The following is a 23357-nucleotide window of genomic DNA, read 5'->3' on the forward strand; positions in this document are numbered from 1 at the left end:
CAAGCCATGACCACCCATCTCATCATCCAAGCCCCGGGCCTGACCGCCCATCACGCCGAACAGATCGCCGCCCTGGCGAGCGCCGACGGCATCGCCCGCATCACCGCCACTGCGGCGCGGCTGCTCAACGTGCAGGACGACGAATCCACGCGCGGCGAAGTCCGCGACTGGGCCGACCGCCATGCCGTGGATGCGGCCTTCGTGCCGGCCGGGCTGGCCCTGGGTGACTGCAAGATCCTTTCCATGGACATGGACTCGACCCTGATCAACATCGAATGCATCGATGAAATCGCCGCCTGCGCCGGCGTGGGCGAGCAGGTCGCGCAGATCACCGAGGCCGCCATGCGCGGCGAAATCAAGGATTTTTCGGAAAGCCTGCGCCGCCGCGTCGCCCTGCTCAAAGGCACGCCGGCCAGCGTCCTGGAGCGTGTCTACGAAGAACGGCTGCGCCTGAATCCCGGCGCCGAAGCCCTGCTGGAGTCGGCGCGGACCGCCGGCATCAAGACGCTGCTGGTATCCGGCGGCTTCACCTTCTTCACGCAGCGCCTGCGCGAGCGCCTCAAACTCGACAGCGCCCACGCCAATACGTTGGAAATCGACGCCGATGGACGCCTGACAGGACAGGTTCTGGGCGACATCCTGGACGGCGCGGCCAAGGCGCGCCACCTGAAGGCGTTTGCCGCCGAACACGGCGCCACGCGAGAACAGATCATCGCCATCGGCGACGGCGCCAACGATCTGCCCATGTTGGCCGAGGCACGCTTTGCCGTGGCCTATCATGCCAAGCCGATCGTGCGTCAGCAGACGCCCTATTCCCTCAACGTCTGCGGCCTGGATGGCGTGCTCAACTGGTTTGCGCACTGAAACCCCGAGCCCATGCAAAAACGCCTCCGACATGTCGGAGGCGTTTTTCTTTGCACTCAGGCGGCCCGCAGGCGGCGCTTGAAAAGATAGCGGTACACGAATCCCGGAAAACCCAGCACCAGGTACATGCTGAGCGTGATGGCGTAGAACTCCCAGGTCTGGGGAAAGGGATTGCCCAGCGCGCTTTCGAAGGCGAACCCGGCCAGCCCCACCACCAGGTAGTAACCCAGCAGTTCGGCGAAACGCCACCACACCGATTTGCCGCCGGCCAGCGGCCACACGGCGAAGACCCGGTCCGTCAGGAAGGGCAGATTGGCGCTGACCAGGGCCAGCGCAATCAGCAACCAGACGGCGAGGGTCTGACTCATGCGATCAACCGCCGAAGGAGTTCTGGATGACGTGCATGCACAACGCCATCAAGCCGCCCGGCAGGATGCCCAGCACAATCATCAGCAAGCCGTTGACCGACAGCAGGCCGCGCTGCACGCAGGAAGCGTTCAGCGGCTGAGCGTCGCCCGAAGGCTCGTCGAAGTACACCACCTTGACCACGCGCAGGTAGTAGAAGGCGCCGATCAGGGAGAACAGCACCGCCACCACGGCAATCGCCACATGGCCCGCCTCGACTGCTGCCTGAAGCACGGCCAGCTTGGCGTAGAAACCCACCAGCGGCGGAATGCCGGCCAGCGAGAACATCAGCAACAGCACCATCAGGGCATGCCAGGGGCTGCGACGGTTCAGGCCCTTCAGGTCTTCGATGTTTTCGCATTCGAAGCCCTGGCGCGACAGCAGCAACACGATACCGAAGCTGGCCAGGGTGGTCAGCACATAGGTGATCATGTAGAACAGCGACGCGCCGTAGGCGGCCGTCTCGGTGCCCGTCTTGCCAGCCACCACACCCACGCCCAGGCCCAGGAGCACGAAGCCCATGTGCGAGATGGTCGAGTAGGCCAGCATGCGCTTGAAGTTGGTCTGGACGATGGCGGTCAGGTTGCCGATGGCCAGCGACAGCACGGCCAGGATCAGCAGCATGGGCTGCCAGTCGGCGGCCAGGCCATGCAGGCCATCGACCAGCAGGCGCAGCACCAGCGCGAAGGCGGCCAGCTTGGGCGCGCCGCCCATGATCAGCGTCACGGCGGTGGGCGAACCCTGATAGACGTCGGGCACCCACATGTGGAAAGGCACGGCGCCCAGCTTGAACGCCAGGCCGGCGACCAGGAACACCACGCCGAAGACCAGCGCCATCTGTTCGAACTGACCAGCGCCGATCGCGCGCGAGATCTCGACCAGATCCAGGTGGCCGGTGGCGCCATAGATCATGGACATGCCGTACAGCAGGAAGCCCGAAGCCAGCGCACCGAGCACGAAGTACTTCATGGCGGCTTCGGTGGCGATCACGCTTTCGCGGCGCAGCGCCACCAGGGCATACAGGGCCAGCGACATCAGCTCAAGGCCGAGGTAGACCGAGATCAGGTTGCCCGCCGAGATCATGACCATCTGACCCAGCAGCGCCATCAGCGTGAGCACGTAGATCTCTCCGCCGCGCAGCATGTCGCGCGACTGGATGTAGATCCGACCGTAGATCAGCGTGACCGCCACGGCGATATAGGACGCCACCTTCAGCAGATGCGAGAAGGAGTCGGTGACATACATGCCATGGAAGGTCGTGCCGGTAACGCCGTTGTTCCACTGCACCAGCGAAACGACGGTCAGCACGGCCAGCGAAGCCAGCGTCAGGACGTAAGTGGTCTTGCGATCCTGTTGGCTGCTGAACGCGTCGATCAGCAGCACGGCCAGCGCCAGCACCAGCAGCAGGATCTCTGGTGTGGCCAAAGCGAAATCGATGTGGGATTGCATCATTGTCTTGTCTTAGAGTTTCGAGACGGCAACGTGTTGCAGCAGGGCCTCGACCGACACGTGCATGACGTCGGTGAAGGGCTTGGGATAGATACCCATGTACAGCACGGCGATCGCCATCACACCAAGAATCCAGAACTCACGGCGGTTCAGGTCGGGCATCGTGCGCACGGCGTCATTGGTGATGTCGCCGAAGATCACGCGCTTGACCATCCACAGCGAGTACGCTGCGCCGAAAATCAGGGCGGTGGCGGTGAGCAGGCCCACCCAGAAATTGTGCTCGACGGCGCCCATGATGACCATGAACTCGCCCACGAAGCCGCTGGTGGCCGGCAGGCCGCTGTTGGCCATCGAGAACAGCACGAAGAACGTCGCGAAACGCGGCATGACGTTGACCACGCCGCCGTAATCGGCAATGCGGCGCGAGTGCAGACGGTCATACAGCACACCGATACACAGGAACATTGCGCCCGAGACGAAACCGTGCGAAATCATCTGCACGATCGCGCCTTCCATACCGGCGGTGTTGAAGACAAAGAAACCCAGGGTCACGAAACCCATGTGAGCGACCGACGAATAAGCCACCAGCTTCTTCATGTCGTCCTGGACCATCGCCACCAGACCGATGTAGATCACGGCAACCAGCGACAGCGCGATCATCACGCCGGCCAGGCTGTGCGCCGCATCCGGCACGATGGGCAGGGAGAAGCGCAGGAAACCGTAGGCGCCCAGCTTCAGCATGATGGCGGCCAGCACCACCGAGCCGCCGGTCGGCGCCTCAACGTGGGCGTCCGGCAGCCAGGTGTGCACCGGCCACATCGGCACCTTGACCGCAAAGGCGGCGAACAGCGCCACGAAGATCAGGATCTGCGGCGTGTAGCCCAGTTTGGTCTGCTGCCAGGTCTGGATGTCGAACGAACCACCCGAGGCGTTCCACAGGTAGATGAAGGCGACCAGCGTCAGCAAGGAGCCCAGCAGCGTGTACAGGAAGAACTTGAACGCCGCGTAGACCCGGTTGGGACCGCCCCACACCCCCACGATGATGTACATCGGAATCAGCGTGGCTTCGAAGAAGACGTAGAACAACAGCCCGTCGAGCGCCGAGAACACGCCCACCATCAGCCCCGAAAGGATGAGGAAGGCGGCCATGTACTGCGACACGCGGTTGGTGATGACCTCCCAGCCGGCCGCCACCACGATGATGGTGATGAAGGCCGTCAGCAGGACGAACCAGATCGAAATGCCGTCCACCCCGAGGTGGTAGTTGACGTTGAAGGATTCGATCCAGGAGGTCTTCTCGACGAACTGCATGGCAGCCGTCGTCTTGTCAAAGCCGGTGTAGACCGGAATGGTGACCAGGAAACCCGCGATCGCCCCGATCAGCGACAGCCCCCGCGTCAGGCAGGGACGGTCGTCTCGGCCCAGCGCAAGCACCAGCAGACCGAATACGATCGGAACGAAGATCGCAAGCGTGAGCCAGGGAAAAGTGTTGGATGCCATCTCGCTTGCCATCATTGGGGAATCAGCACAAAGAAAGTCACCAGCGCCATGATGCCGAGGATCATCGCGAACGCGTAGTGATAGATGTAACCCGACTGCAGGTGACGGCTCACCGCAGCCACCCAGCCGACCAGGCGAGCGCTGCCGTTGACCAGCACGCCGTCGATCAGGCCACGGTCACCGGTCTGCCACAGGCCACGGCCCAGGCAGCGAGCACCGCGGGCGATGATCTGCTCGTTGATCCAGTCGACGTAGTACTTGTTCTCCATGACCTTGTAGACGCCGGAGAAGGTTTGCTTGACGCGCGCCGGCACCTTGGGGTTGATGAGATAGCAGTACCAGGCCACGACCGCGCCGGCCACCATCAGCCAGAAGGCCGGGGTCTGCACGGAATGCAGGCCGTAAGCAACCCAGCCATGCCAGTCTTCACGCAGCTCGCCCATGGCCGGGTGCTGCGGCAGCACGGTGATCACGCCGTCGAAGAATTTGCCGAACAGCATGGGGCCGGCCGCCCAGGCGCCGATGACGACCGAGGGAATGGCCAGCAGCACCAGCGGCAGCGTGACAACCCAGGGCGACTCATGCGGCTTGCCGCCGTGATGATCGTCATGGCCATGGGCGTGGTCATCGCCATGCTCGGGGAAGCGCTCCTTGCCGTGGAAGACCAGGAAATACAGCCGGAACGAGTACAGCGAGGTGACGAACACGCCCGTCATCGTCGCGTAGTAGGCAAAGTGAGCGCCCCACACGTTGGCCGCGCCAGCGGCGTCGATGATCTGCTCTTTCGAGTAGAAACCCGAGAAGAACGGCGTGCCGACCAGCGCCAGCGTACCCAGCAGGAAGGTGATCCAGGTGATGGGCATGTACTTGCGCAGGCCGCCCATCTGGCGGATGTCCTGGTTGTGGTGCATGCCGATGATGACCGAGCCCGCACCCAGGAACAGCAGTGCCTTGAAGAAGGCGTGCGTCATCAGGTGGAAGATGGCGGCCGAGTAGGCCGAGGCGCCCAGCGCCACGGTCATGTAACCCAGCTGCGACAGCGTCGAGTAAGCCACCACGCGCTTGATGTCGTTCTGGATCAGGCCCAGCAGACCCAGGAACAGCGCGCCGATCGAGCCGATCACGATGATGAAGGACAGCGCCACATCCGAGAGCTCGAACAACGGCGAGAAGCGCGCGACCATGAAGATGCCGGCCGTCACCATGGTGGCGGCGTGGATCAGGGCCGAGATCGGCGTGGGGCCTTCCATCGAATCGGGCAGCCAGGCATGCAGCGGCACCTGGGCCGATTTACCCATCGCACCGATGAACAGGCAGATGCAGGCCACGGTCAGCAGGGCCCAGTCGCTGCCGGGCAGCTTCAGGGCCGACAGCTTGTCGGCCTGGGCGAAGACTTCGCCATAGTGCATGGTGCCGGCATAGGCGAACAGCAGGCCGATCCCCAGCACGAAGCCGAAGTCACCGACGCGGTTGATCAGGAAGGCCTTCATGTTGGCGAAGATCGCCGTCGGGCGGGTGTACCAGAAGCCGATCAGCAGATACGACACCAGGCCCACTGCTTCCCAGCCGAAGAACAGCTGCACCATGTTGTTCGACATCACCAGCATCAGCATGGAGAAGGTGAACAGCGAGATGTAGGCGAAGAAGCGCTGGTAGCCGGGATCATCGGCCATGTAGCCGATGGTGTAGATGTGCACCATCAGCGAGACCGAGGTCACCACGACCATCATCATGGCCGACAGCGGATCGATCAGGAAGCCGATTTCCAGCTTGGTATTGCCGATCAGGGTCCAGGTGTAGACCGCGCCGTCAAAGGTCAGGCCATCCACGACGTCCTTCAGCACCACGACCGAACCGACGGCGGAAAACGCCACCAGCAGGATGGTGATGAAATGGGCGGCGCGGCGGCCAACCGGCCGGCCGAGGAAACCCGTGCCGAACAGGCCGGTCACGATCGCGCCGGCCAGCGGGGCCAGGGCGATCAGCAAATAGAGATTGGGTGAGCTAGACATTTTCTTCCAATACCCCGTCAGCCCTTCAGGCGATCGAGTTCGTCAACGTTGATCGTGTTCAGGTTGCGGAACAGCAGCACCAGAATCGCCAGACCGATGGCAGCCTCGGCGGCCGCCACGGTCAGGATGAAGAACACGAACACCTGGCCGGCCGTATCGCCGAACCAGCTCGAAAACGCCACGAAGTTCATGTTGACCGCCAGCAGCATCAGCTCGACGGACATCAACAGAATGATCAGGTTGCGGCGATTGAGGAAAATGCCAAAGATGCCGATGGCGAACAGGATCGCCCCCAGGATCAGGTAGTGTGCCAGGGTGATGGTCATTTTTGTTCTCCTTGCTCGGCCGCAGGGGCGCGCTCGCGCTGTGCCTTCATCTTGACCATGCGGAAACGGTCCTTGGCACGCACGCGCACGGCGGCCGACGGATCGTTGTACTTGGCATCACGACGTTGACGCAGCGTCAGCGCAATGGCAGCCACCATGCCGACCAGCAGCAGCGCGCCACCGACTTCGACACCGTAGACATATTGCGTGTAGAGGGTTTCACCCAAGGCGCGCGCGTTGTTGTAGTCGCCGGCCATGACGACCTGCGGGCCGGCTTCGCCCCAGGTCGAGTACAGCACGAAGACCATTTCGACGACCATGATCAGGCCGACCGTCAGGCCCAGCGGCAGGTAGGTCTTCAGGCCACGACGCAGATTGTCGATACGGATATCGAGCATCATCACGACGAACAGGAAGAGCACCATCACCGCGCCGACGTAGACCAGCACCAGCAGCAAGGCAAGGAATTCCGCGCCCAGCAGCATCCACAGCATCGCCGCGTTGGCGAAGGCCAGGATGAGATGCAGGACGGCGGTCACGGGGCTGCGCGCGGTGATGACGCGGAATGCCGCCACCACCAGGACGAAAGCCAGTATGTAGAACAGGACAGAGATAAAAGTCATGGATCAGACCCTGGCGATCAACGGTAAGGCGCGTCTTCGGCCCGGCGACGGGCGATTTCGGCTTCGTAGCGGTCGCCGACGGCGAGCAGCATGTCTTTGGTGAAGTACAGGTCGCCGCGCTTTTCGCCGTGGTATTCGTGAATGTGCGTTTCCACGATGGAGTCCACCGGGCAGCTTTCCTCACAGAAACCACAGAAGATGCACTTGGTCAGGTCGATGTCGTAGCGCGTGGTGCGGCGGGTGCCGTCATCGCGTTGGGCCGACTCGATCGTGATGGCCAATGCCGGGCAGACCGCTTCGCACAGCTTGCAGGCGATGCAGCGCTCTTCCCCGTTGGGGTAACGGCGCAACGCGTGCAGGCCGCGGAAACGGGCCGAGGTCGGCGTCTTTTCCACGGGGTAGCGCAAGGTCATCTTGCGCTTGAAGAAGTACTTGCCCGTCAGGCGCATGCCCTTGAGCAGTTCAGTCAGCAGCAGGCTGCCGAAAAAATCCTTGATCGCTTCCATATCCAGCCTCGATCCGGCGCTCAGCGCCAAATATTCCAGGGCGTCTGCATCCAGATCGCCACGATGACCAGCCAAACACCAGTCAGCGGGATGAAGATCTTCCAGCCCAAACGCATGATCTGGTCATAGCGGTAGCGCGGGAACGATGCGCGGAACCAGATGAACATCGACACCACGCAGAAGGTCTTGATGCCCAGCCACAGCCAGCCCGGGATCCAGTTCAGCGGCGCAATATCGATCGGCGCCATCCAGCCACCCAGGAACATGATCGACGCCATCGCCGACAGGAAGATCATGTTGGCGTACTCGCCCAGGAAGAACAGGGCGAAAGCCATACCCGAGTACTCGACCATGTGGCCGGCCACGATTTCCGACTCGCCTTCGACCACGTCGAACGGGTGGCGGTTGGTTTCCGCCACGGCCGAGATCACGTAGATCACGAACAGCGGCAGCAGCGGCAGCCAGTTCCACGACAGGAAGGTCAGGCCCTTTTCGGCAAACCAGCCGCGGCCTTGGCCGAGGACGATTTCGGTCATGTTCAGGCTGCCGGAGACCAGCAGCACGGTGACCAGCACGAAACTGATGGCCAGCTCGTAGGAAAGCATCTGGGCCGAAGCACGCAGCGCACCCAGGAAGGCGTACTTGGAGTTCGACGCCCAGCCCGCCACGATCACGCCGTATACGCCCACGGAGGTGATGGCCATCACATAGAGCAGGCCGGCGTTGACGTTGGCCAGCACCGCTTCGGGGCCGAAAGGCACCACGGCCCAGGCCGCCAGGGCCGGCATCAGCGTGACCACGGGAGCCACGATGAACAGCACCTTGTTGGCCGCCGACGGCAGCACGACTTCCTTGGTCAGGAGCTTGAAGACGTCAGCGAAGGGCTGCAGCAGGCCCTTGAAGCCCACGCGGTTGGGGCCCAGGCGGACGTGCATCCAGCCGATCATCTTGCGTTCCCAATAGGTGAGATACGCCACGCAAAGAATGACCGGCACGGCGATGCCGACGATCTTCAGCAACGTCCACACCACCAGCCACGCCGTCGGACCCAGCAATGCCTGGCCCTGGCTTTCGAGAAGATTGAGCCATTCCATCTCAGGCACGCTCCACGCTAAGTTGACCATAGGCACCGCCGAGCACGGCGGTTTCGGCGAAGGCGGCGGCCACGCGCACGGCGTTGTCAGCCACGGCCTCGTCCTGCGCCACTTCCATGTCGACCGAACCCTGGCCGGACGACACACGCACCGTCTGGCCCGCGGCCAGGCCCAGCGCAGCCAGCGTGCGGCTGTTCAGGCGCGCCATCGGCGCGCGCGAGGCGACATGCGCCTGCAACGCTTCGGCACGGCGCACGATGGCGTCGCTGCGGTAGATCGGCACATCGGCCACACGCTCCAGCGCGCCGGCCGGACGGCCCAGCGCCGGGGCGGCGGTGATCTCGTTGGACAGGCGGCCTTCGACGCCACCGGCCAGCGCGGCATCGCGCACGGCTTCGGAAGTGTCGTCGTCAAAGCCGGCCAGATGCAGGACGTTGCCCAGCACACGCAGCACCTTCCAGGCCGGACGGCTCTGGCCAACCGGCGCCACCGTGCCCTTGAAGCTCTGCACGTTGCCCGCAGCGTTGACGAAGGTACCGGAGGTTTCCGTGAACGGCGCCACCGGCAGCATCACATCGGCCCAATCCTGAGCCGACGAACGATAGGAAGTCAGCGCCACGGCGAACTGGGCGCCACGCAGCGCTGCCAGGGCCTGCGGGCCATTGTCGGCATCCAGGGCCGGCTCGGCGTGCAGCACCACATAGGCCTTGAGCGGTTCAGCCAGCATCTGGGCGGCGGTCTTGCCACCACGACCCGGCACGGCGCCGGCCAGATAGCCGCCCACCGTGTTGCCACCGGCGGTCAGGAAGCCCAGGCGGCCGCCGGCCAGATTGGCCACGGCCTGGGCATTGGCTGCCAGCACCGAAGCATCCGGGGCGTTGACGGCCAGGTTGCCCAGCAGCACGGCGACCTTCTCGCCGCTGGCCAGGCTGGCCGCGATGCTCTGGGCGGCAGCGCCCGGCGTCACCGAAGCCAGTTCGGCCGGCACGGCGAGCTGCTTGATCGCAGCCAGGGCCACGGCCACCTCGGCCAGGCCACGGGCCAGTTGCGAAGGAGCCAGCGTCAGGCGGGCGGTGATCGGCATCAGGTGATCGTCGGCCGCCGAATCCAGCATCAGCACCTGGGTGCCGCGCTTGGCGGCCTGGCGCAGACGCTGCGCCATCAGGGGATGATCCTTGCGCAGGAAGGAGCCGACCACCAGCACGCGATCGAGCTGATCCAGCTCGGCCACCGGCATGCCCAGCCAGGGCGTGCCGGCCAGCGCCGCGTCAAAACCGGCGTCGGTCTGGCGCAGACGGAAGTCGATGTTCTCCGAGCCCAGGGCGCGCATCAGGCGGCCCAGCAGCGCATACTCTTCGGTGGTGGCGTATTCGGTGGCCAGGGCGCCGATTTCGCCGGCGCCGGCGCTCTCGCGCACTCGCGACAGGCCCTGCGCCACGGCTTGCAGCGCATCGGCCCAGGAGGCCTCCTGCCAGTTGCCGTTGGCGTCCTTGATCATCGGCGCGGCCAGACGGTCTTCGCTGTTGAGGCCTTCGTAGGAGAAGCGGTCGCGATCGCTGATCCAGCATTCGTTGACGGCTTCGTTCTCGAACGGCACCACGCGCATGACACGGTCGCCCTTGACCTGGATGACCAGGTTGGCGCCCAGGCTGTCATGCGGGCTGACCGAGCGGCGACGCGCCAGCTCCCAGGTGCGGGCGCTGTAGCGGAACGGCTTGGAGGTCAGCGCGCCGACCGGACAGATGTCGATCATGTTGCCCGAGAGTTCGGACTCGATCGCGCGGCCCACGAAGGACGTGATCTCGGAATGCTCGCCACGATTGAGCATGCCCAGCTCCATCATGCCGCCGATTTCCTGGCCGAAGCGCACGCAGCGCGTGCAGTGGATGCAGCGGGACATTTCTTCGGCCGAAACCAGCGGGCCGAGATCCTTGTGAAACACCACGCGCTTTTCTTCGTGATAGCGCGAAGACGAGCCGCCATAACCCACGGCCAGGTCCTGCAACTGACACTCACCGCCCTGATCGCAGATCGGGCAATCCAGCGGGTGATTGATCAGGAGGAATTCCATGACCGACTTCTGAGCGGCCTTGGCCTTCTCGGAGCAGGTATGCACCACCATGCCGTTGGTCACGGGGGTGGCGCAGGCGGGCAGCGCCTTGGGCGCCTTTTCCACTTCAACCAGGCACATGCGGCAGTTGGCCGCGATGGACAGTTTCTTGTGGTAGCAGAAATGCGGCACGTACAGCCCGATTTTCTGGGCTGCATGCATCACCATGCTGCCCTCGGGCACTTCGACCTTATTGCCGTCGACGGTTAGTTCAACCATTGCTGTTCCTGAGACCTACAGATATTGCGGGACCACACAAGACTTGTGCTCGATGTGGTGCGCGAATTCGTCGCGAAAATGCTTGATGAAGCTGCGCACCGGCATGGCGGCAGCGTCACCGAGCGCGCAGATGGTGCGGCCCATGATGTTGCCGGCCACGGTGTCGAGCATGTCGAGATCTTCCGGACGACCCTGGCCGTTCTCGATGCGATGCACCATGCGGTAGAGCCAGCCGGTGCCTTCACGGCACGGCGTGCACTGGCCGCAGCTTTCTTCGAAATAGAAGTAAGACAGGCGCAGCAGCGACTTCACCATGCAGCGCGTCTCGTCCATGACGATGACCGCGCCCGAACCCAGCATCGAGCCGGCCTTGGCGATGGAGTCATAGTCCATCGTGCATTCCATCATGAGATCTGCGGGCAGCACCGGAGCGCTGGAACCGCCGGGAATTACGGCCTTGAGCTTCTTGCCGTCGCGCATGCCGCCAGCCAGCTCCAGGAGCGTGGCAAAGGGCGTGCCCATCGGGATCTCGTAGTTGCCCGGACGCTCGACGTCGCCCGTGATGGAGAAGATCTTGGTGCCGCCGTTGTTGGGCTTGCCCACTTCAAGGTAGGCCTGGCCGCCGTTGCGGATGATCCAGGGCACCGCGGCGAACGTCTCGGTGTTGTTGATCGTGGTCGGCTTGCCATACAGGCCGAAGCTGGCCGGGAACGGCGGCTTGAAGCGCGGCTGGCCCTTCTTGCCTTCGAGGGACTCCAGCAGCGCGGTTTCTTCGCCGCAGATGTAGGCGCCGTAGCCGTGGAAGGCGTGCAGCTGGAAGCTGAAGTCCGAGCCGAACAGCTTGTCGCCCAGGAATCCGGCCGCACGAGCCTCTTCCAGGGCTTCCTCGAAGCGCTGATACACCTCGAAGATTTCACCGTGGATATAGTTGTAGCCGACGCTGATGCCCATGGCGTAGGCCGCGATGGCCATGCCTTCGATCACCACGTGCGGGTTGAAACGCAGGATGTCGCGGTCCTTGAACGTGCCCGGCTCGCCCTCGTCGGAGTTGCACACCAGGTATTTCTGACCCGGGAAGGCGCGCGGCATGAAGCTCCACTTCAGGCCGGTCGGGAAACCCGCACCGCCACGGCCGCGCAGGCCCGAAGCCTTGACCTCGGCGATCACGTCTTCCGGCTTCATGCCGGTGGTGAGGATCTTGCGCAGGGCTTCGTAGCCGCCGCGCTTGACGTAGTCGGCCAGGCGCCAGTTCTCGCCGTTCACGCCATCGAGAATCTGCGGCTGGATGTGGCGACCGTGGAAAATCATCGAGCGCGACAGATCGTCGCCCGGATTGACGGTCAGGCCGGTGCCCAGCTTTTCGAACAGTTCGGCCATGCTCATGCCGGCTCTCCTTGCGACTTCAGGCCGTCGACCAGAGCGTCCAGCTTCTGCTCCGACATGCGCACGCACATATGCTTGTTGTTGACGATCAGCACGGGCGAATCACCGCAAGCGCCCATGCACTCACCTTCGATGAGGGTGAATTTGCCGTCGGCAGTGGTTTCACGGAAGTCCACCCCCAGCTTGCGCTTGAGGTAATCGGCCGCACTCACGCCGTTGCGCAGGGCACAGGGCAGGTTGGTGCAGACAGCGATCTTGTGGGTGCCGACGGGCTTGACGTCGAACATGTTGTAGAACGTGGCGACTTCCTGAACCGCGATGGGCGGCACGCCGATATAGTTGGCCACATCTTCGATGATTTCGGCAGGCAACCAGCCCTTCTCTTCTTGCGCGATGGCAAGCGAAGCCATGATGGCCGACTGCCTCTGGTCGCCCGGGAACTTCGCAAGTTCGCGGTCGATCTTCTCGTAGGCCTGTGCGGAAAGCAGCATAGTTTGAATCCGGAATTATGCGGGCGCTCTAGACTGATGAATCAGCGGTCGATTTCGCCAAAAACGATGTCCTGGGTACCGATGATGGTGACGGCGTCGGCAATCATGTGGCCACGCGCCATTTCATCGAGCGACTGCAGGTGGGCAAAACCGGGCGCCCGAATCTTCAGGCGGTAAGGTTTGTTCGCGCCATCGGACACCATGTAGATGCCGAACTCGCCCTTCGGATGTTCCACCGCGGCATAAGCTTCACCGGGCGGCACATGGAAACCCTCGGAGAAGAGCTTGAAGTGGTGGATCAGCTCTTCCATGTTGCTCTTCATGGCCGTGCGCTTGGGCGGCGCCACCTTGTGGTTCTCGACCATGACCGGGCCCGGGTTGTTGCGCAGCCACTCGACGCACTGGCGGATGATGCGGTTGCTTTCGCGCAACTCGGCCACACGCACCAGATAGCGGTCATAGCAGTCGCCATTGACCCCGACCGGGATATCGAAATCGACCAGGTCGTAGACTTCGTAGGGCTGCGTCTTGCGCATGTCCCAGGCCACGCCCGAGCCACGCAGCATCGGGCCGGTAAAGCCCAGCGCCTTGGCGCGATCAGGGTCGACCACGCCGATGCCCACCAGACGCTGCTTCCAGATCCGGTTGTCGGTCAGGAGCGTTTCGTACTCGTCGACACAGTGCGGGAAACGGTTGGTGAAGTCTTCGATGAAGTCCAGCAACGAGCCCGAACGCGCGTCGTTCATGGCGCGCAGTTCACGCTCGCTGCGATATTTGCTGCTCTCGCCGTACATCGGCATGGTGTCCGGCAGATCGCGGTACACCCCGCCCGGGCGGTAGTAGGCCGCGTGCATGCGCGCACCCGAGACCGCCTCGTAGCAGTCCATCAGGTCTTCGCGTTCGCGGAAGGCATACAGGAACACCGCCATCGCGCCCACGTCCAGCGCGTGCGAGCCCAGCGACATCAGGTGGTTCAGGATGCGGGTGATCTCATCGAACATCACGCGGATGTACTGCGCGCGCAACGGCGCCTCGATGCCCAGCATCTTCTCGACGGCCAGCACATAGGCGTGCTCGTTGCACATCATCGAGACGTAGTCCAGGCGGTCCATGTAGGGCAGCGCCTGGAGGTAGGTGCGGTGCTCGGCCAGTTTCTCGGTGGCACGGTGCAGCAGGCCGATGTGCGGGTCGGCGCGCTGGATGACTTCGCCATCGAGCTCGAGCACCAGACGCAGCACGCCGTGCGCGGCCGGGTGCTGCGGGCCGAAGTTAAGCGTGTAGTTCTTGATTTCTGCCATGATTAACGCCCCATGCCGTAAGAGTCTTCACGCACGATGCGCGGAGTGATCTCGCGCGGGTCGATGGTGACCGGCTGGTAAATGACGCGCTTTTGCTCGGGGTCGTAGCGCATTTCGACGTGGCCCGAGATCGGGAAATCCTTGCGGAACGGATGGCCGATGAAGCCGTAATCGGTCAGGATGCGGCGCAGGTCCGGGTGACCCTCGAACACGATGCCGAACAAGTCGAAGGCTTCGCGCTCGAACCAGTTGACGGCCGGCCAGCAATCCATCAGAGAGGCCACGATGGGGAACTCTTCGTCCTGCGGACGGGTGCGCACGCGCAGGCGCCAGTTGTGTTCGACCGACAGCAGGTGGATCACGACGGCGAAGCGCCCGCGGGCCGCTTCGTTGGGCTCTTGCGACGGCTCTTCCGCGCCAGCGCCCCACGTCAGGTAATCCACGCCACAGAGGTCGATACAGATTTCAAACCGCAGACCCGCGTCGGTACGCAGCTTGTTGCACACCGTCAGCCATTGCTCGACGGGCACTTCGAGCGTCAACTCGCCGAACGCTTCGGTCAGGTCAATATCCTGGCCGAGGGTGGCCTGCAGGTTGCTTTTCAGGGTTTCGAGCCTGGTCATCATCTTGTACGCATAGGTAAACCGGGTATCGCTAGGCGGTCCTGGACTGCGCAACGCGCCGCCCAGGCCTGGCTTAGCGCGCGATCGTGTTGGTCAGGCGGATCTTGTTCTGCATTTGCAGCAGACCATAGACCAGCGCCTCGGCCGTGGGCGGGCACCCGGGGACATAGACGTCAACCGGCACAACACGGTCACAGCCACGCACTACCGAGTAGGAGTAGTGGTAGTAGCCGCCACCGTTGGCACAGGAGCCCATGGAAACAACCCAGCGCGGTTCCGGCATCTGGTCGTAGACTTTACGCAACGCCGGTGCCATCTTGTTGCACAGCGTGCCTGCCACGATCATCAGGTCGGATTGCCGCGGGCTGGGGCGGAAAATGATCCCAAACTGGTCCAGGTCATAACGGGCCGCGCCCGCATGCATCATCTCCACCGCACAACAGGCCAGACCAAAAGTCATCGGCCACATCGAACCGGTCTTAGCCCAGTTGATGAATTTATCGGCGCTGGTAGTGATAAAACCTTGCTTGAGAATGCCGTCAATAGCCATATTCGTCTCTGCTAATGTCCCGGGAGTGGATCACTCCCAGTCCAGCGCGCCCTTCTTCCATTCGTAGATGAAACCGATCGTCAGGATGGCCAGGAAGGTCATGACCGTCCAGAAGCCGACCAGGCCCACCGTTCCCTGAGCAATCGCCCACGGGAACAAAAAGGCGATCTCCAGATCAAACAGGATGAAAAGGATGGCGACCAGGTAGTAGCGCACATCGAATTTCATGCGGGCGTCTTCAAAGGCCTCGAAACCGCACTCGTAGGGAGAGAGTTTCTCGGCGTAAGGACGCCGCGGACCCAAAAGGGAGCCTGCCGTGAGCAGCGCGAAGCCAATGACCGTGGCCACCGCGATAAACAGCAGAACGGGAAAATACTGTTGCAGGTTCATTCAGAGGCGTCCATCAAATGCGCAAACCTTCAGATTGTAGCATTTACCCGGTTAAAACCGGCTGAACTCAAAGCCGAAATAGAGCATTCCAGCCAAACAAAAAGCCACCCGAGGGTGGCTTTTTTGCCAGGCGGGGCGAAGGTCCGCCTGGCTATGCCAATAATCGCGCGGGGGCAAGCCCCGCAACGCGATTAGAAGCGGTGACGCAGACCCAGGCCGACCGACGTAGCCTTCAGGCCGTCTTGGAAGGCGTAGTTCTTGGCGTACGAACCGTAGGCGTACAGGTTGGTACGCTTGGACAGGTCGTAGGTGTAGCCCAGCGAGAAGATGTTGGTGGTTTCGTCGCCACCGGTCAGCTTCTTGTTGGACGGGTCAACCATCTGCCACCAACCGAACACCTTGTTGGCGCCCATCGGGACGGTGAAACCGACCATGTACGAGTTAGCCTTGAAGCCGTCGGCGAAGGCGTTGCTCGGGAAGCCCATCGAGTTGCCGTTGTTCAGCAGACCTTCAGCGCCCTTCGGGTTCGAGGTGGCGAACCAGCCGTCGGTCGTGCGGGCGTAAGCCAGGGCGACCTTCACGACTTCAAAGTCGTACGAACCACCGATCATGTACGAACGCGGGGTGGCGTCGACTTGCTTCTGGGCTTGGTTGTTCGAAGCCTTCAGCTGGTCGTACGACAGGGCCACTTGCAGCGGGCCGTTGGCGTAACGGGCACCGGCGGTGATGGCGCGGACGTTGTCAGCGGTACGGAAACCAACGCGATCGGCACCCTTGGTGTCGTCGGTGCTGAACGAGTAGCCGGCACCAACCTGGAAGCCTTCAAACGACGGGGTTTGGTACATGATCATGTTGTCGTAGCGTTGCGTGTTCGCAGCGCTCATGCCAGTACCGATGTTGGCGACGTTGAAGCCGGCGCCAAACGGGTCGATCGAGCCGAAGTACTTCGACGCGATGTTGGTTTGACGACCGAAGTCCAGACGGCCCCAGGAATCGCTTTGCAGACCGATGGTGGCTTGGCGGCCGAACAGGCGATCGCCTTGACCCGACTTACCGTTGCCCGAATCGAAGCCCGATTCCAGTTGGAAAACGGCTTGCAGGCCGTCACCCAGATCTTCCGTACCACGCAGGCCCCAGCGCGAACCGTTCTGCACGCCGTTGATCATGCCGACGCGGCTGCCGTTGTTCTTACCAGCGCCGCTGATCTTGTTGTAACCGATACCCGTATCGATGATGCCGTACAGGGTCACCGACGTTTCTGCCTGGGCAACGCCAGCGAAGCCAGCGAGCAGGGCGGCAGCGAGCAGAGTCTTTTTCATTTAAGAAATCTCCGTAGATTTGAGTGACAAGAGCAGCAACGCAGCACGACCAGCCTGCCGCCCCCCTAACTCCGCGAAGGGAAGTTGACGCTATTGCATCAAAAATCCCTGGGACTGGCTACGACGAGGCGCACAAAACGCGGGCTTTGCCGCGCCATTGTTGGCTGGAAGCAACATCTTCTCACCATCTGACCTGCCCCTCCCCGGGCTTACCCTAGCCCCTTCCCCCGCGCCTTGCCCATCGCTAGCCAAATGCCTGAAGTTCGAATAACAATGTTATTAACGAAAAACGGTGTTCTTCGATGGAATCAATCAATCATGCCGACCGGCTGGCCGACATGCGGCGCCAGCTCATCCTCGATGCCGCCGAGCGCGTGTTCGCCCGCGATGGGCTGCAACAGACGACGGTACGCGCCATTGCGCGCGAAGCCGGCTGCACCACGGGCGCGATCTATCCGTGGTTCGAGGGCAAGGAGGCCATCTATGCGGCGCTGCTGCACGCCTCGCTGCAACGGCTGCTGGCGCACCTGGATGCGGTGCTCAGGCGGGCGCGCCCCGCCCAGGCAGCGCGCGCCGTGATCGAGGGCTTCTTTGCCTATTACGCCGAGCGCCAGACCGAGTTCTCGCTGGGGCTGTACCTCTACCGCGGGCTTGAACCCCGCGGGCTGGGCCGCGAGACGGATGAGGCGCTCAATGCGCTGCTGCGCGACTGCGTCAACCGCCTGGGCGCTGGCCTGCAGGCCAGCAAGGGCTGGGACTCCGCCCGCATCGCGATCGAAGAAATGAATGTGTTCACGTATTTGATGGGCCTGCTGGTGCTGCACCACACGCGCCGCGTCAAATCCCTCAACCAGCGCGCGCAGACGCTGCTGGACCACTATTGCACGGCTCTGGAGCACTCTTGATGGACAACGCCCGTTTCAGCGTCACCGAATTCCGCCAATTGCTGGCCGAGCAGCACCCGTTCTCAGAAATGCTGGGCATAGAGGTCGAGGCGATCGGCCACGGCACGGCGCGCCTGCGCCTGCCGCCCCGCCCGGGGCACCAGCGCCTGGGCGGCATCGTGGCCGGCCCGATGCTGATGGGCCTGGCCGACGTGGCCATGTATGCCGCCGTGGTGGGCGCTACCGGCCAGCCGCAGGCTGTGACCGCCAGCCTGACCATCAATTTCCTGCGCAAGACGCCAGCCGGTGCGGTGCTGGCCGAGGCCCGCCTGCTGAAGGTCGGGCGACTGTCCGCCGGGGAAGTGACATTGACCGGCGAGGCCGGCGGCCCGCCCCTGGCCCACATCGTCAGCACCTGGTCGGTGCCCTCGCCATGACCCGGGCCGTCAGCATTCTGGGGCTCGGGCCGCAGGGCGCACAGGCCGCCCGGCAATTGCTGCAAGGCCAGCCCGAGCTGGACCTGACCGTCTTCGATCGGGACGATCAGCGCTGCGAACCGTTTCGGGGCCTGGCCACCCTGGCCGGCAGCGCCGCCGAGGCGTTGCGGGAGTCATCCGTCATCGTGCTGGCGCTGGAAGACACGCGCGACGTCGATCGCGCCCTGAAACGCTATAGCGATGGCGCCGTGACCCTGGCCGTGCAGGACAAGACCGTGGTGGATCTGTGCCCGCGGCGTCCGACATGGCGCCTGGCGCTGGCCCAGGCGCTGGCCCAGGCCGGGGCCGTGTACCTGCCCCGCGAAGCGGCCGATCCGCCCGCCCTGCTGCGCCTCATCGACGCGGCGCCCAGCGCTCCGTCAGGCTGACGCACAAGGCCAGCCACAGCGCGCTGACCGCAAGACCGGCCAGCACATCGCTCAGGAAATGCACCTGCAGCAGGATACGGCTGACCCCGATGGCCGCCACCAGGGCCGCCGTCAAGGCCACGCAAGGGCCTTGCCAGCGCGCGGGCAACAGGCGCAACAACAGAAAGCAGGCGAACCCGTAGATAGCCAGCGCCGCCGAGGTATGCCCGCTGGGAAAGCTGAATCCGGTGGCCTGCACCACGCTCTGGCCGACATCCGGCCGCGCCCGCTGGAACAGATGCTTGAGCACCCAGTTCAGCGCCCCGCTGCCGGCCATGGTGAATCCCGCCGCAAAGGCCAGGCGCCACTGGCGCCGCAAGGCCAGCGCGGCCAGAATCACCACGGCCAGCGCCGCCAGCCAGCGACGGTCGCCCAGATGCGTGAACCAGGACAGCACCCAAAGCAGCTCGGTCGACATGGAGAGGTTGAGCGCTTGCGCCAGGGCCTGGTCGAATGCCGCCAGGCCGCCGTGGCGCCGCACGGCCATGGCCAGCCCCAGGAACACCGCCATCATCAGGGCGGCGAAAATCGCGAAGAACAGGCCGCGCCTGCGCCCGCGCGGCATGCCCTGCAGGGCACGCCAGATCACGCCGGCCAGGCCGGCCGACAGCAGCGGCAGGCCGATCAGCCAATAAAGAGGATGGGCGGCCGCCCAGGTGGCAAGGTCAGTCATGTCGGATGAGGCGCTCCGGCCTGCGAGAAAAGCAACCACGATCAGCGCGACAACGGCAGGCGATGCTCGCCGGCCGGCTGGAAACGAGCTGCGCCGGACTCGAAATCCCAGCGCTGCAGCAGGCACTCGCCCGCCGGATCGTAGTCGATGAGGTTGATGGAGTTGGAAATGCCCCCGCGCCGGCGACGCGAGAGCGCCGTGCCGGCCTGCACGGCCCAGCCTCGACGCCCCTGCAAACCCGCCAGCGGCAGCGCAAACGGCAGATGGATATGACCGGCCAGGATCAGGTCGGCGCCGGCATCCACCCAGGCTGGCACCGCCTGCTCGCGATTGACCAGCAGATTCGGCGCGTCGCTGGCCTTGGTGCCCATCACGGGATGATGCAGCATGACGATGCGTAGTTGCGCCGGACTGGCCATGCGCAGGCGCTGCGCGACGCGCTGCACCTGCGCGGGCGAGACTTCGCCGTGCTTGCGGCGCGACGGCCGGGTGCTGTTGACCCCCACGACCAGCAGGCGCTCGTCCTCGAACACCGGCTCCAGATTGACGCCCAGGGCACGGCGATAGTTGCCATAGGGATTGAAGACCCGCGCCAGCACATTGAAGAGCGGGATATCGTGATTGCCCGGCACGACCAGCACCGGGCGGTCCAGGCTCTGCACAAAAGCGCGCGCCGCGGCGAACTGACCCCGACGGGCGCGCTGGGTGATGTCGCCGCTCAACAGCACGAGGTCGGGGCGGACCTCACGCACCGTCTGGCCCAGCGCGTTGACGACGGCATCGATCTCGGTGCCGAAATGGGTGTCGGAAATATGCAGGACACGGGTCATGGCGACTCCGGGAGCGCATGCCGTGTGAGGGGGAAACACTTCATGGCGCAAAGATAGCCCAGCCGGACAAGCAGCGGCAAGGCGCGCGGCGTCAGGGCAAGCGGCAGGGCACGCTGAAATCGACTGCCTGCCGGACTCGTTCGCGCAGCGCGCCGATCAGGGCGCGAACATCGTCACGCCGGTAATGAAAGGCATATGACAGCGGAGCCGGCGCCGGATCGCTGGCCAGAATGCGAAGCTCGCCCTGCCGCGCCAGGGCCTGGGCCCAGGGCGCCGGCAGCAAGCCCAGGCCCGCGCCTTCCAGCAGCAGGCCGGCGATGGCCCCCCAGTTATTGCAACTCAGGCGCTGCAGGCCGGGGCCGGCGGCGTCCAGCCAGGGCTGCAGCAGCCGCGACGTGCCTGCGCTGTCCGGCAGGGTGACCAGAGGGGTCTGGCGCAGCAACGCCGGCGTCAGGCGCTGCGCTGCGCCCACCGCGCTGGCCGCCCCCACCCACAGGAAATGCGCCTCGCCTACCGGCACCGCCGCCATGCCGGCCCGCGTGGAACGCCCGGCAATGACGGCGAAGTCCAGTTCGCCATCGGCCACCTTGCGCTCCAGCACCTGACCCACGTCAACCTGCGGCTCCAGCACCAGGCCCGGATAGGCCTGACGCACCCGCGCGATCAGACCTGGCAGCCAGGTAAGCGCGCTCAGCTCGCCCACGCCAAAACGACAGCGTCCGGCCAGCGCCTGCCCTGCCGCCATGCCGGCCCGCAGCCGCTCGGCCGCATCCAGCAGGTCGCGTGCCTGCGGCAGCAGACGTTCGCCCGCCGGCGTGAGCACGGCGCGCAGGCCGCTGCGATCGAACAAGGCCTGGCCGAAATACGATTCCAGTTCGGCGATGCGTTTGGAGAGGGAGGAAACCGACAGATGCAGGCGTTCGGCGGCAACGGCGAAGCTGGCGCAGGTGGCCGCCCAGTAAAAAGCCTCAAGCTGCTTGAGCGTCATGACTCGACTGACTGGCCCGGCCCCGCCACTGCGGCGCCGGCAATGCCATGACGCGCGAGCGCCTCGGCCACAAAGCCGCTGGCCTTCATTTCTTCGACGAACGCTGCCAGAAAGGCGTGCGCCGCGGCGCCGCGCGACTTGGGCAAGCCCATGGCCTGGCGGATCAACATGAAGTGCCCATCCAGCAGGCGCAGGCCGCCCAGACGCGCGGCGTCCGCCTCCAATTGCTGGCGCACGCCGGCGGCCACATCGCTGCCCTGCTCCAGAAAGGTCTGCACCACGGCCGGCGAGGTAGGTGCGCGCTCGATACGGGCATGACGCAGTTCGCGCGTCAGGTAGAGATCGTAGGCGCTGCCCTTGCCCACCATCACGCTCACGCCCTCGCGATCGACCTGATCGCGATCGGTAAAGGGCGTATCCTGACGCACCAGATAGGCGCCTTCGATGATGACGTAGGGTGCCGTGAAAGCGATCTGCTCGCCCCGCTTGGGGTCGATGGCGAAAAAGCCGAAATCCGCCTGTTCGCCGGCAACCGCTTCGACCGACTCGCCCGCCGAGGGCAGCACCAGCAACTCCAGCGCCACGCCGAGACGGCGTGCCAGCTCGCGCGCCAGATCGATCGATACGCCGGCGGCGCCGGCCGGGCCGTCGCGTCGGGCAAGAATGGGGTTGCCGACATTGATGGACGCACGCAGGCGCCCGGTCGGCATGAAGGCGGCACGGATCTGTTCGGTCACGGACATGGCGGATTCTCCTTGTTGCGCACGCGCCTGCCTGGGCGCGCGGTCTGGGCGCCAAGCGTACTGCGAAAACGGCTGGCCTGTCCGCAAGGAAAATCCGGCGCGCCCGCTACGCTTCAGTTGCCGCGCTGTCGGGCGATCATCTCGCGCTGCAGGGAGTTGACGTAGGCCTGGATGCGAATGCGCGTGCTGTTGTCGACGTCGACGTAGACGCAGCCGATGCGGCGCAGCTGCTTGCCCTTGTTGGCCTCCTGATCGACGTAGTGCACCACCCGCACCGTGACGGCAAACGCCCCGATCTCCGGCAGGCTCAGCACGCCGTCGAACACCGCGCCGGCGGTGACCTCCAGCTCCTGCTCGGCGTCGCTCAGGGCCAGGCCGGTGGCGCTGATGTCCTTGAGCGGGAACGTCATGCGACGCCCGGCCATGGACCAGGTGGCCGGCTTGAGGACAGGGACTTCCATGCGGAAGGAGTCGCGCCGCTGCACGCGCGAGATGGCGGTAGGCAACACCATGCGCAGCGCTGCGCGTCCTTCGTGGTCGCAACTCTGCAGATGGCTGCCCTTGAAGGACACGCTGATGTTGTCCAGCGTGGTTTCAAAGGAAACGTTGCCCCCGGCGCCGATGCGCACGTTGACCGTCGATTCCTGGGCAGCGTCGAGCAGCACTTCGCCCCGCTCCGGATCCACGGCCAGCACCGAGGTGACGCTGTTGATGGGCCTGCCCGGCACGTGCATGAATACCAGCCCCTGCCGCTGCATGATGGAGGTAAGCAGGTGCACGATCTCCAGGCGTCCGGTGACCAGATAGTCTTCGTGGTCCATAGCTTTGAATCGAACGCAGGCCGGTTCGCTTGCGGCGCCGGCCAAGGTGTGACAAAACAATGTTCAATTTTACCAGAACTTACACCTTCTTACTGACCTGCCCACTTCATCGCGCACTTCCGCGCCCACTTCCGCGCCCGCCTCAATGGCCGGTATCGGGATAGTTGGGGCCGGGGTCGCTGAAGCCGCCACTGCTATAGGGATTGACGGCGCCGGGATGCGGCGGCCCGGGATGGGAGAACTCGCCGCCCATCGATGCGCAACCGCCCAGCGCCAGGGACAGGATCAGCGCGCAGAGACGTCCGGGCCGGCGCGTCGAAAACTTCAAAATCGGGGATTCAGACATGGCGGT

26 protein-coding genes are annotated in these 23357 nt (G+C 64.2%); 4 read left to right on the plus strand and 22 right to left on the minus strand.

Translation table 11 applies throughout. From position 1 onward, the window contains the following. Positions 1–6: 6 nt before the first annotated feature. On the plus strand, positions 7–864 hold the full coding sequence (gene serB, locus A7V84_RS06730) for a phosphoserine phosphatase SerB (protein ID WP_025518015.1): 858 nt from the start codon (positions 7–9) through the stop codon (positions 862–864). A 56-nt stretch (positions 865–920) separates the two neighbouring features. Here the strand turns inward: serB and A7V84_RS06735 are convergent, their stop codons facing one another. The 16 genes from A7V84_RS06735 to A7V84_RS06810 all read right to left on the minus strand — a co-directional run bounded on the left by A7V84_RS06735 (position 921) and on the right by A7V84_RS06810 (position 17162). Then, complete coding sequence (locus tag A7V84_RS06735; RefSeq protein ID WP_025518017.1) at positions 921–1232, minus strand: DUF2818 family protein; 312 nt, start codon at positions 1230–1232, stop codon at positions 921–923. A gap of 4 nt (positions 1233–1236) precedes the next feature. Continuing rightward, the gene (gene nuoN / locus A7V84_RS06740; protein ID WP_025518019.1) at positions 1237–2721 is read right to left on the minus strand and encodes an NADH-quinone oxidoreductase subunit NuoN; all 1485 of its coding nucleotides are present in this window, start codon (positions 2719–2721) and stop codon (positions 1237–1239) included. A gap of 9 nt (positions 2722–2730) precedes the next feature. Further along, positions 2731–4233 (minus strand): NADH-quinone oxidoreductase subunit M, encoded by a 1503-nt coding sequence (locus tag A7V84_RS06745; RefSeq protein ID WP_025518021.1) that lies wholly within the window; start codon positions 4231–4233, stop codon positions 2731–2733. Then, on the minus strand, positions 4230–6230 hold the full coding sequence (gene nuoL / locus A7V84_RS06750) for an NADH-quinone oxidoreductase subunit L (protein ID WP_025518023.1): 2001 nt from the start codon (positions 6228–6230) through the stop codon (positions 4230–4232). The genes A7V84_RS06745 and nuoL overlap by 4 nt, the downstream gene beginning before the upstream one ends. A 17-nt stretch (positions 6231–6247) precedes the next feature. Beyond that, complete coding sequence (gene nuoK, locus A7V84_RS06755; RefSeq protein ID WP_025518025.1) at positions 6248–6556, minus strand: NADH-quinone oxidoreductase subunit NuoK; 309 nt, start codon at positions 6554–6556, stop codon at positions 6248–6250. Beyond that, entirely contained in the window at positions 6553–7179 is a 627-nt protein-coding gene (locus tag A7V84_RS06760) for an NADH-quinone oxidoreductase subunit J (RefSeq protein ID WP_063492032.1), read from the minus strand. The genes nuoK and A7V84_RS06760 overlap by 4 nt, the downstream gene beginning before the upstream one ends. Before the next feature lie 17 nt (positions 7180–7196). Further along, positions 7197–7685, minus strand: coding sequence for an NADH-quinone oxidoreductase subunit NuoI (gene nuoI / locus A7V84_RS06765; protein WP_025518028.1), 489 nt, complete (start codon positions 7683–7685; stop codon positions 7197–7199). A 20-nt stretch (positions 7686–7705) separates the two neighbouring features. Next, positions 7706–8779: an NADH-quinone oxidoreductase subunit NuoH gene (gene nuoH / locus A7V84_RS06770; RefSeq protein ID WP_025518030.1), complete on the minus strand. Its 1074-nt coding sequence runs from the start codon at positions 8777–8779 to the stop codon at positions 7706–7708. A gap of 1 nt (position 8780) precedes the next feature. After that, positions 8781–11108: an NADH-quinone oxidoreductase subunit NuoG gene (gene nuoG / locus A7V84_RS06775; RefSeq protein ID WP_025518031.1), complete on the minus strand. Its 2328-nt coding sequence runs from the start codon at positions 11106–11108 to the stop codon at positions 8781–8783. A 15-nt stretch (positions 11109–11123) separates the two neighbouring features. Beyond that, positions 11124–12491: an NADH-quinone oxidoreductase subunit NuoF gene (nuoF, locus tag A7V84_RS06780; protein ID WP_025518033.1), complete on the minus strand. Its 1368-nt coding sequence runs from the start codon at positions 12489–12491 to the stop codon at positions 11124–11126. Beyond that, complete coding sequence (gene nuoE, locus A7V84_RS06785; protein WP_025518034.1) at positions 12488–12982, minus strand: NADH-quinone oxidoreductase subunit NuoE; 495 nt, start codon at positions 12980–12982, stop codon at positions 12488–12490. The genes nuoF and nuoE overlap by 4 nt, the downstream gene beginning before the upstream one ends. A 41-nt stretch (positions 12983–13023) precedes the next feature. Further along, complete coding sequence (locus A7V84_RS06790; protein ID WP_025518036.1) at positions 13024–14280, minus strand: NADH-quinone oxidoreductase subunit D; 1257 nt, start codon at positions 14278–14280, stop codon at positions 13024–13026. A gap of 2 nt (positions 14281–14282) precedes the next feature. After that, positions 14283–14906 carry an NADH-quinone oxidoreductase subunit C gene (locus A7V84_RS06795; RefSeq protein ID WP_025518037.1) on the minus strand — a complete coding sequence of 208 codons (624 nt, stop codon included), beginning with the start codon at positions 14904–14906 and terminating at the stop codon, positions 14283–14285. A gap of 70 nt (positions 14907–14976) precedes the next feature. Next, entirely contained in the window at positions 14977–15453 is a 477-nt protein-coding gene (locus tag A7V84_RS06800) for a NuoB/complex I 20 kDa subunit family protein (protein ID WP_025518039.1), read from the minus strand. Between the two features lie 30 nt (positions 15454–15483). Continuing rightward, positions 15484–15843, minus strand: a complete 360-nt coding sequence (locus A7V84_RS06805; protein ID WP_025518041.1) for an NADH-quinone oxidoreductase subunit A — start codon at positions 15841–15843, stop codon at positions 15484–15486. A 191-nt stretch (positions 15844–16034) separates the two neighbouring features. Beyond that, a complete protein-coding gene (locus A7V84_RS06810; protein ID WP_063492031.1) occupies positions 16035–17162 on the minus strand; it encodes a porin in 1128 nt (375 codons plus the stop codon). Positions 17163–17464: 302 nt separating this feature from the next. Between A7V84_RS06810 and A7V84_RS06815 the strand changes: the two genes are divergently transcribed. From A7V84_RS06815 to A7V84_RS06825, 3 genes are read left to right on the plus strand one after another with little or no spacing between them, the layout of a single operon-like run. Then, a complete protein-coding gene (locus A7V84_RS06815; protein WP_025518044.1) occupies positions 17465–18067 on the plus strand; it encodes a TetR/AcrR family transcriptional regulator in 603 nt (200 codons plus the stop codon). Then, the gene (locus A7V84_RS06820) at positions 18067–18483 is read left to right on the plus strand and encodes a PaaI family thioesterase (RefSeq protein WP_025518045.1); all 417 of its coding nucleotides are present in this window, start codon (positions 18067–18069) and stop codon (positions 18481–18483) included. The genes A7V84_RS06815 and A7V84_RS06820 overlap by 1 nt, the downstream gene beginning before the upstream one ends. After that, entirely contained in the window at positions 18480–18911 is a 432-nt protein-coding gene (locus A7V84_RS06825; RefSeq protein ID WP_025518046.1) for an NAD(P)-binding domain-containing protein, read from the plus strand. Before A7V84_RS06820 ends, A7V84_RS06825 begins: the two co-directional genes overlap by 4 nt. On the opposite strand, the gene A7V84_RS06830 is transcribed toward A7V84_RS06825, so the two are convergent. The 6 genes from A7V84_RS06830 to A7V84_RS06855 form a co-directional block, all read right to left on the minus strand. Then, positions 18877–19623: a phosphatase PAP2 family protein gene (locus A7V84_RS06830; protein WP_025518047.1), complete on the minus strand. Its 747-nt coding sequence runs from the start codon at positions 19621–19623 to the stop codon at positions 18877–18879. The two genes, A7V84_RS06825 and A7V84_RS06830, sit on opposite strands and share 35 nt — an antisense overlap. 41 nt (positions 19624–19664) lie before the next feature. Further along, positions 19665–20453, minus strand: coding sequence for a metallophosphoesterase family protein (locus A7V84_RS06835; protein ID WP_033534191.1), 789 nt, complete (start codon positions 20451–20453; stop codon positions 19665–19667). 91 nt (positions 20454–20544) lie between these two features. Further along, positions 20545–21441 (minus strand): LysR family transcriptional regulator, encoded by an 897-nt coding sequence (locus A7V84_RS06840; protein ID WP_025518050.1) that lies wholly within the window; start codon positions 21439–21441, stop codon positions 20545–20547. Then, entirely contained in the window at positions 21438–22184 is a 747-nt protein-coding gene (locus A7V84_RS06845; RefSeq protein WP_063492030.1) for an ABC transporter substrate-binding protein, read from the minus strand. The genes A7V84_RS06840 and A7V84_RS06845 overlap by 4 nt, the downstream gene beginning before the upstream one ends. A gap of 113 nt (positions 22185–22297) precedes the next feature. Further along, positions 22298–23005, minus strand: coding sequence for a flagellar brake protein (locus tag A7V84_RS06850; protein WP_033534189.1), 708 nt, complete (start codon positions 23003–23005; stop codon positions 22298–22300). Positions 23006–23147: 142 nt separating this feature from the next. Next, the gene (locus tag A7V84_RS06855; protein WP_063492029.1) at positions 23148–23351 is read right to left on the minus strand and encodes a hypothetical protein; all 204 of its coding nucleotides are present in this window, start codon (positions 23349–23351) and stop codon (positions 23148–23150) included. Positions 23352–23357 lie beyond the last annotated feature (6 nt).

It is taken from the genome of Bordetella trematum (genome assembly GCF_900078335.1).
GTDB lineage: Bacteria > Pseudomonadota > Gammaproteobacteria > Burkholderiales > Burkholderiaceae_B > Bordetella > Bordetella trematum.

Coding starts and splice junctions, on each gene's coding strand:
- A7V84_RS06850 (WP_033534189.1), bottom strand. CDS start 23,005: ATGGACCACGAAGACTATCTGGTCACCGGACGCCTGGAGATCGTGCAC.
- A7V84_RS06815 (WP_025518044.1), top strand. CDS start 17,465: ATGGAATCAATCAATCATGCCGACCGGCTGGCCGACATGCGGCGCCAG.
- nuoG (WP_025518031.1), bottom strand. CDS start 11,108: ATGGTTGAACTAACCGTCGACGGCAATAAGGTCGAAGTGCCCGAGGGC.
- A7V84_RS06760 (WP_063492032.1), bottom strand. CDS start 7,179: ATGACTTTTATCTCTGTCCTGTTCTACATACTGGCTTTCGTCCTGGTG.
- A7V84_RS06745 (WP_025518021.1), bottom strand. CDS start 4,233: ATGATGGCAAGCGAGATGGCATCCAACACTTTTCCCTGGCTCACGCTT.
- serB (WP_025518015.1), top strand. CDS start 7: ATGACCACCCATCTCATCATCCAAGCCCCGGGCCTGACCGCCCATCAC.
- nuoL (WP_025518023.1), bottom strand. CDS start 6,230: ATGTCTAGCTCACCCAATCTCTATTTGCTGATCGCCCTGGCCCCGCTG.
- A7V84_RS06825 (WP_025518046.1), top strand. CDS start 18,480: ATGACCCGGGCCGTCAGCATTCTGGGGCTCGGGCCGCAGGGCGCACAG.
- A7V84_RS06835 (WP_033534191.1), bottom strand. CDS start 20,453: ATGACCCGTGTCCTGCATATTTCCGACACCCATTTCGGCACCGAGATC.
- A7V84_RS06845 (WP_063492030.1), bottom strand. CDS start 22,184: ATGTCCGTGACCGAACAGATCCGTGCCGCCTTCATGCCGACCGGGCGC.
- A7V84_RS06810 (WP_063492031.1), bottom strand. CDS start 17,162: ATGAAAAAGACTCTGCTCGCTGCCGCCCTGCTCGCTGGCTTCGCTGGC.
- nuoH (WP_025518030.1), bottom strand. CDS start 8,779: ATGGAATGGCTCAATCTTCTCGAAAGCCAGGGCCAGGCATTGCTGGGT.
- nuoE (WP_025518034.1), bottom strand. CDS start 12,982: ATGCTGCTTTCCGCACAGGCCTACGAGAAGATCGACCGCGAACTTGCG.
- nuoI (WP_025518028.1), bottom strand. CDS start 7,685: ATGGAAGCGATCAAGGATTTTTTCGGCAGCCTGCTGCTGACTGAACTG.
- nuoN (WP_025518019.1), bottom strand. CDS start 2,721: ATGATGCAATCCCACATCGATTTCGCTTTGGCCACACCAGAGATCCTG.
- A7V84_RS06795 (WP_025518037.1), bottom strand. CDS start 14,906: ATGATGACCAGGCTCGAAACCCTGAAAAGCAACCTGCAGGCCACCCTC.
- A7V84_RS06800 (WP_025518039.1), bottom strand. CDS start 15,453: ATGGCTATTGACGGCATTCTCAAGCAAGGTTTTATCACTACCAGCGCC.
- A7V84_RS06855 (WP_063492029.1), bottom strand. CDS start 23,351: ATGTCTGAATCCCCGATTTTGAAGTTTTCGACGCGCCGGCCCGGACGT.
- nuoF (WP_025518033.1), bottom strand. CDS start 12,491: ATGAGCATGGCCGAACTGTTCGAAAAGCTGGGCACCGGCCTGACCGTC.
- A7V84_RS06830 (WP_025518047.1), bottom strand. CDS start 19,623: ATGACTGACCTTGCCACCTGGGCGGCCGCCCATCCTCTTTATTGGCTG.
- A7V84_RS06735 (WP_025518017.1), bottom strand. CDS start 1,232: ATGAGTCAGACCCTCGCCGTCTGGTTGCTGATTGCGCTGGCCCTGGTC.
- A7V84_RS06840 (WP_025518050.1), bottom strand. CDS start 21,441: ATGACGCTCAAGCAGCTTGAGGCTTTTTACTGGGCGGCCACCTGCGCC.
- A7V84_RS06820 (WP_025518045.1), top strand. CDS start 18,067: ATGGACAACGCCCGTTTCAGCGTCACCGAATTCCGCCAATTGCTGGCC.
- nuoK (WP_025518025.1), bottom strand. CDS start 6,556: ATGACCATCACCCTGGCACACTACCTGATCCTGGGGGCGATCCTGTTC.
- A7V84_RS06790 (WP_025518036.1), bottom strand. CDS start 14,280: ATGGCAGAAATCAAGAACTACACGCTTAACTTCGGCCCGCAGCACCCG.
- A7V84_RS06805 (WP_025518041.1), bottom strand. CDS start 15,843: ATGAACCTGCAACAGTATTTTCCCGTTCTGCTGTTTATCGCGGTGGCC.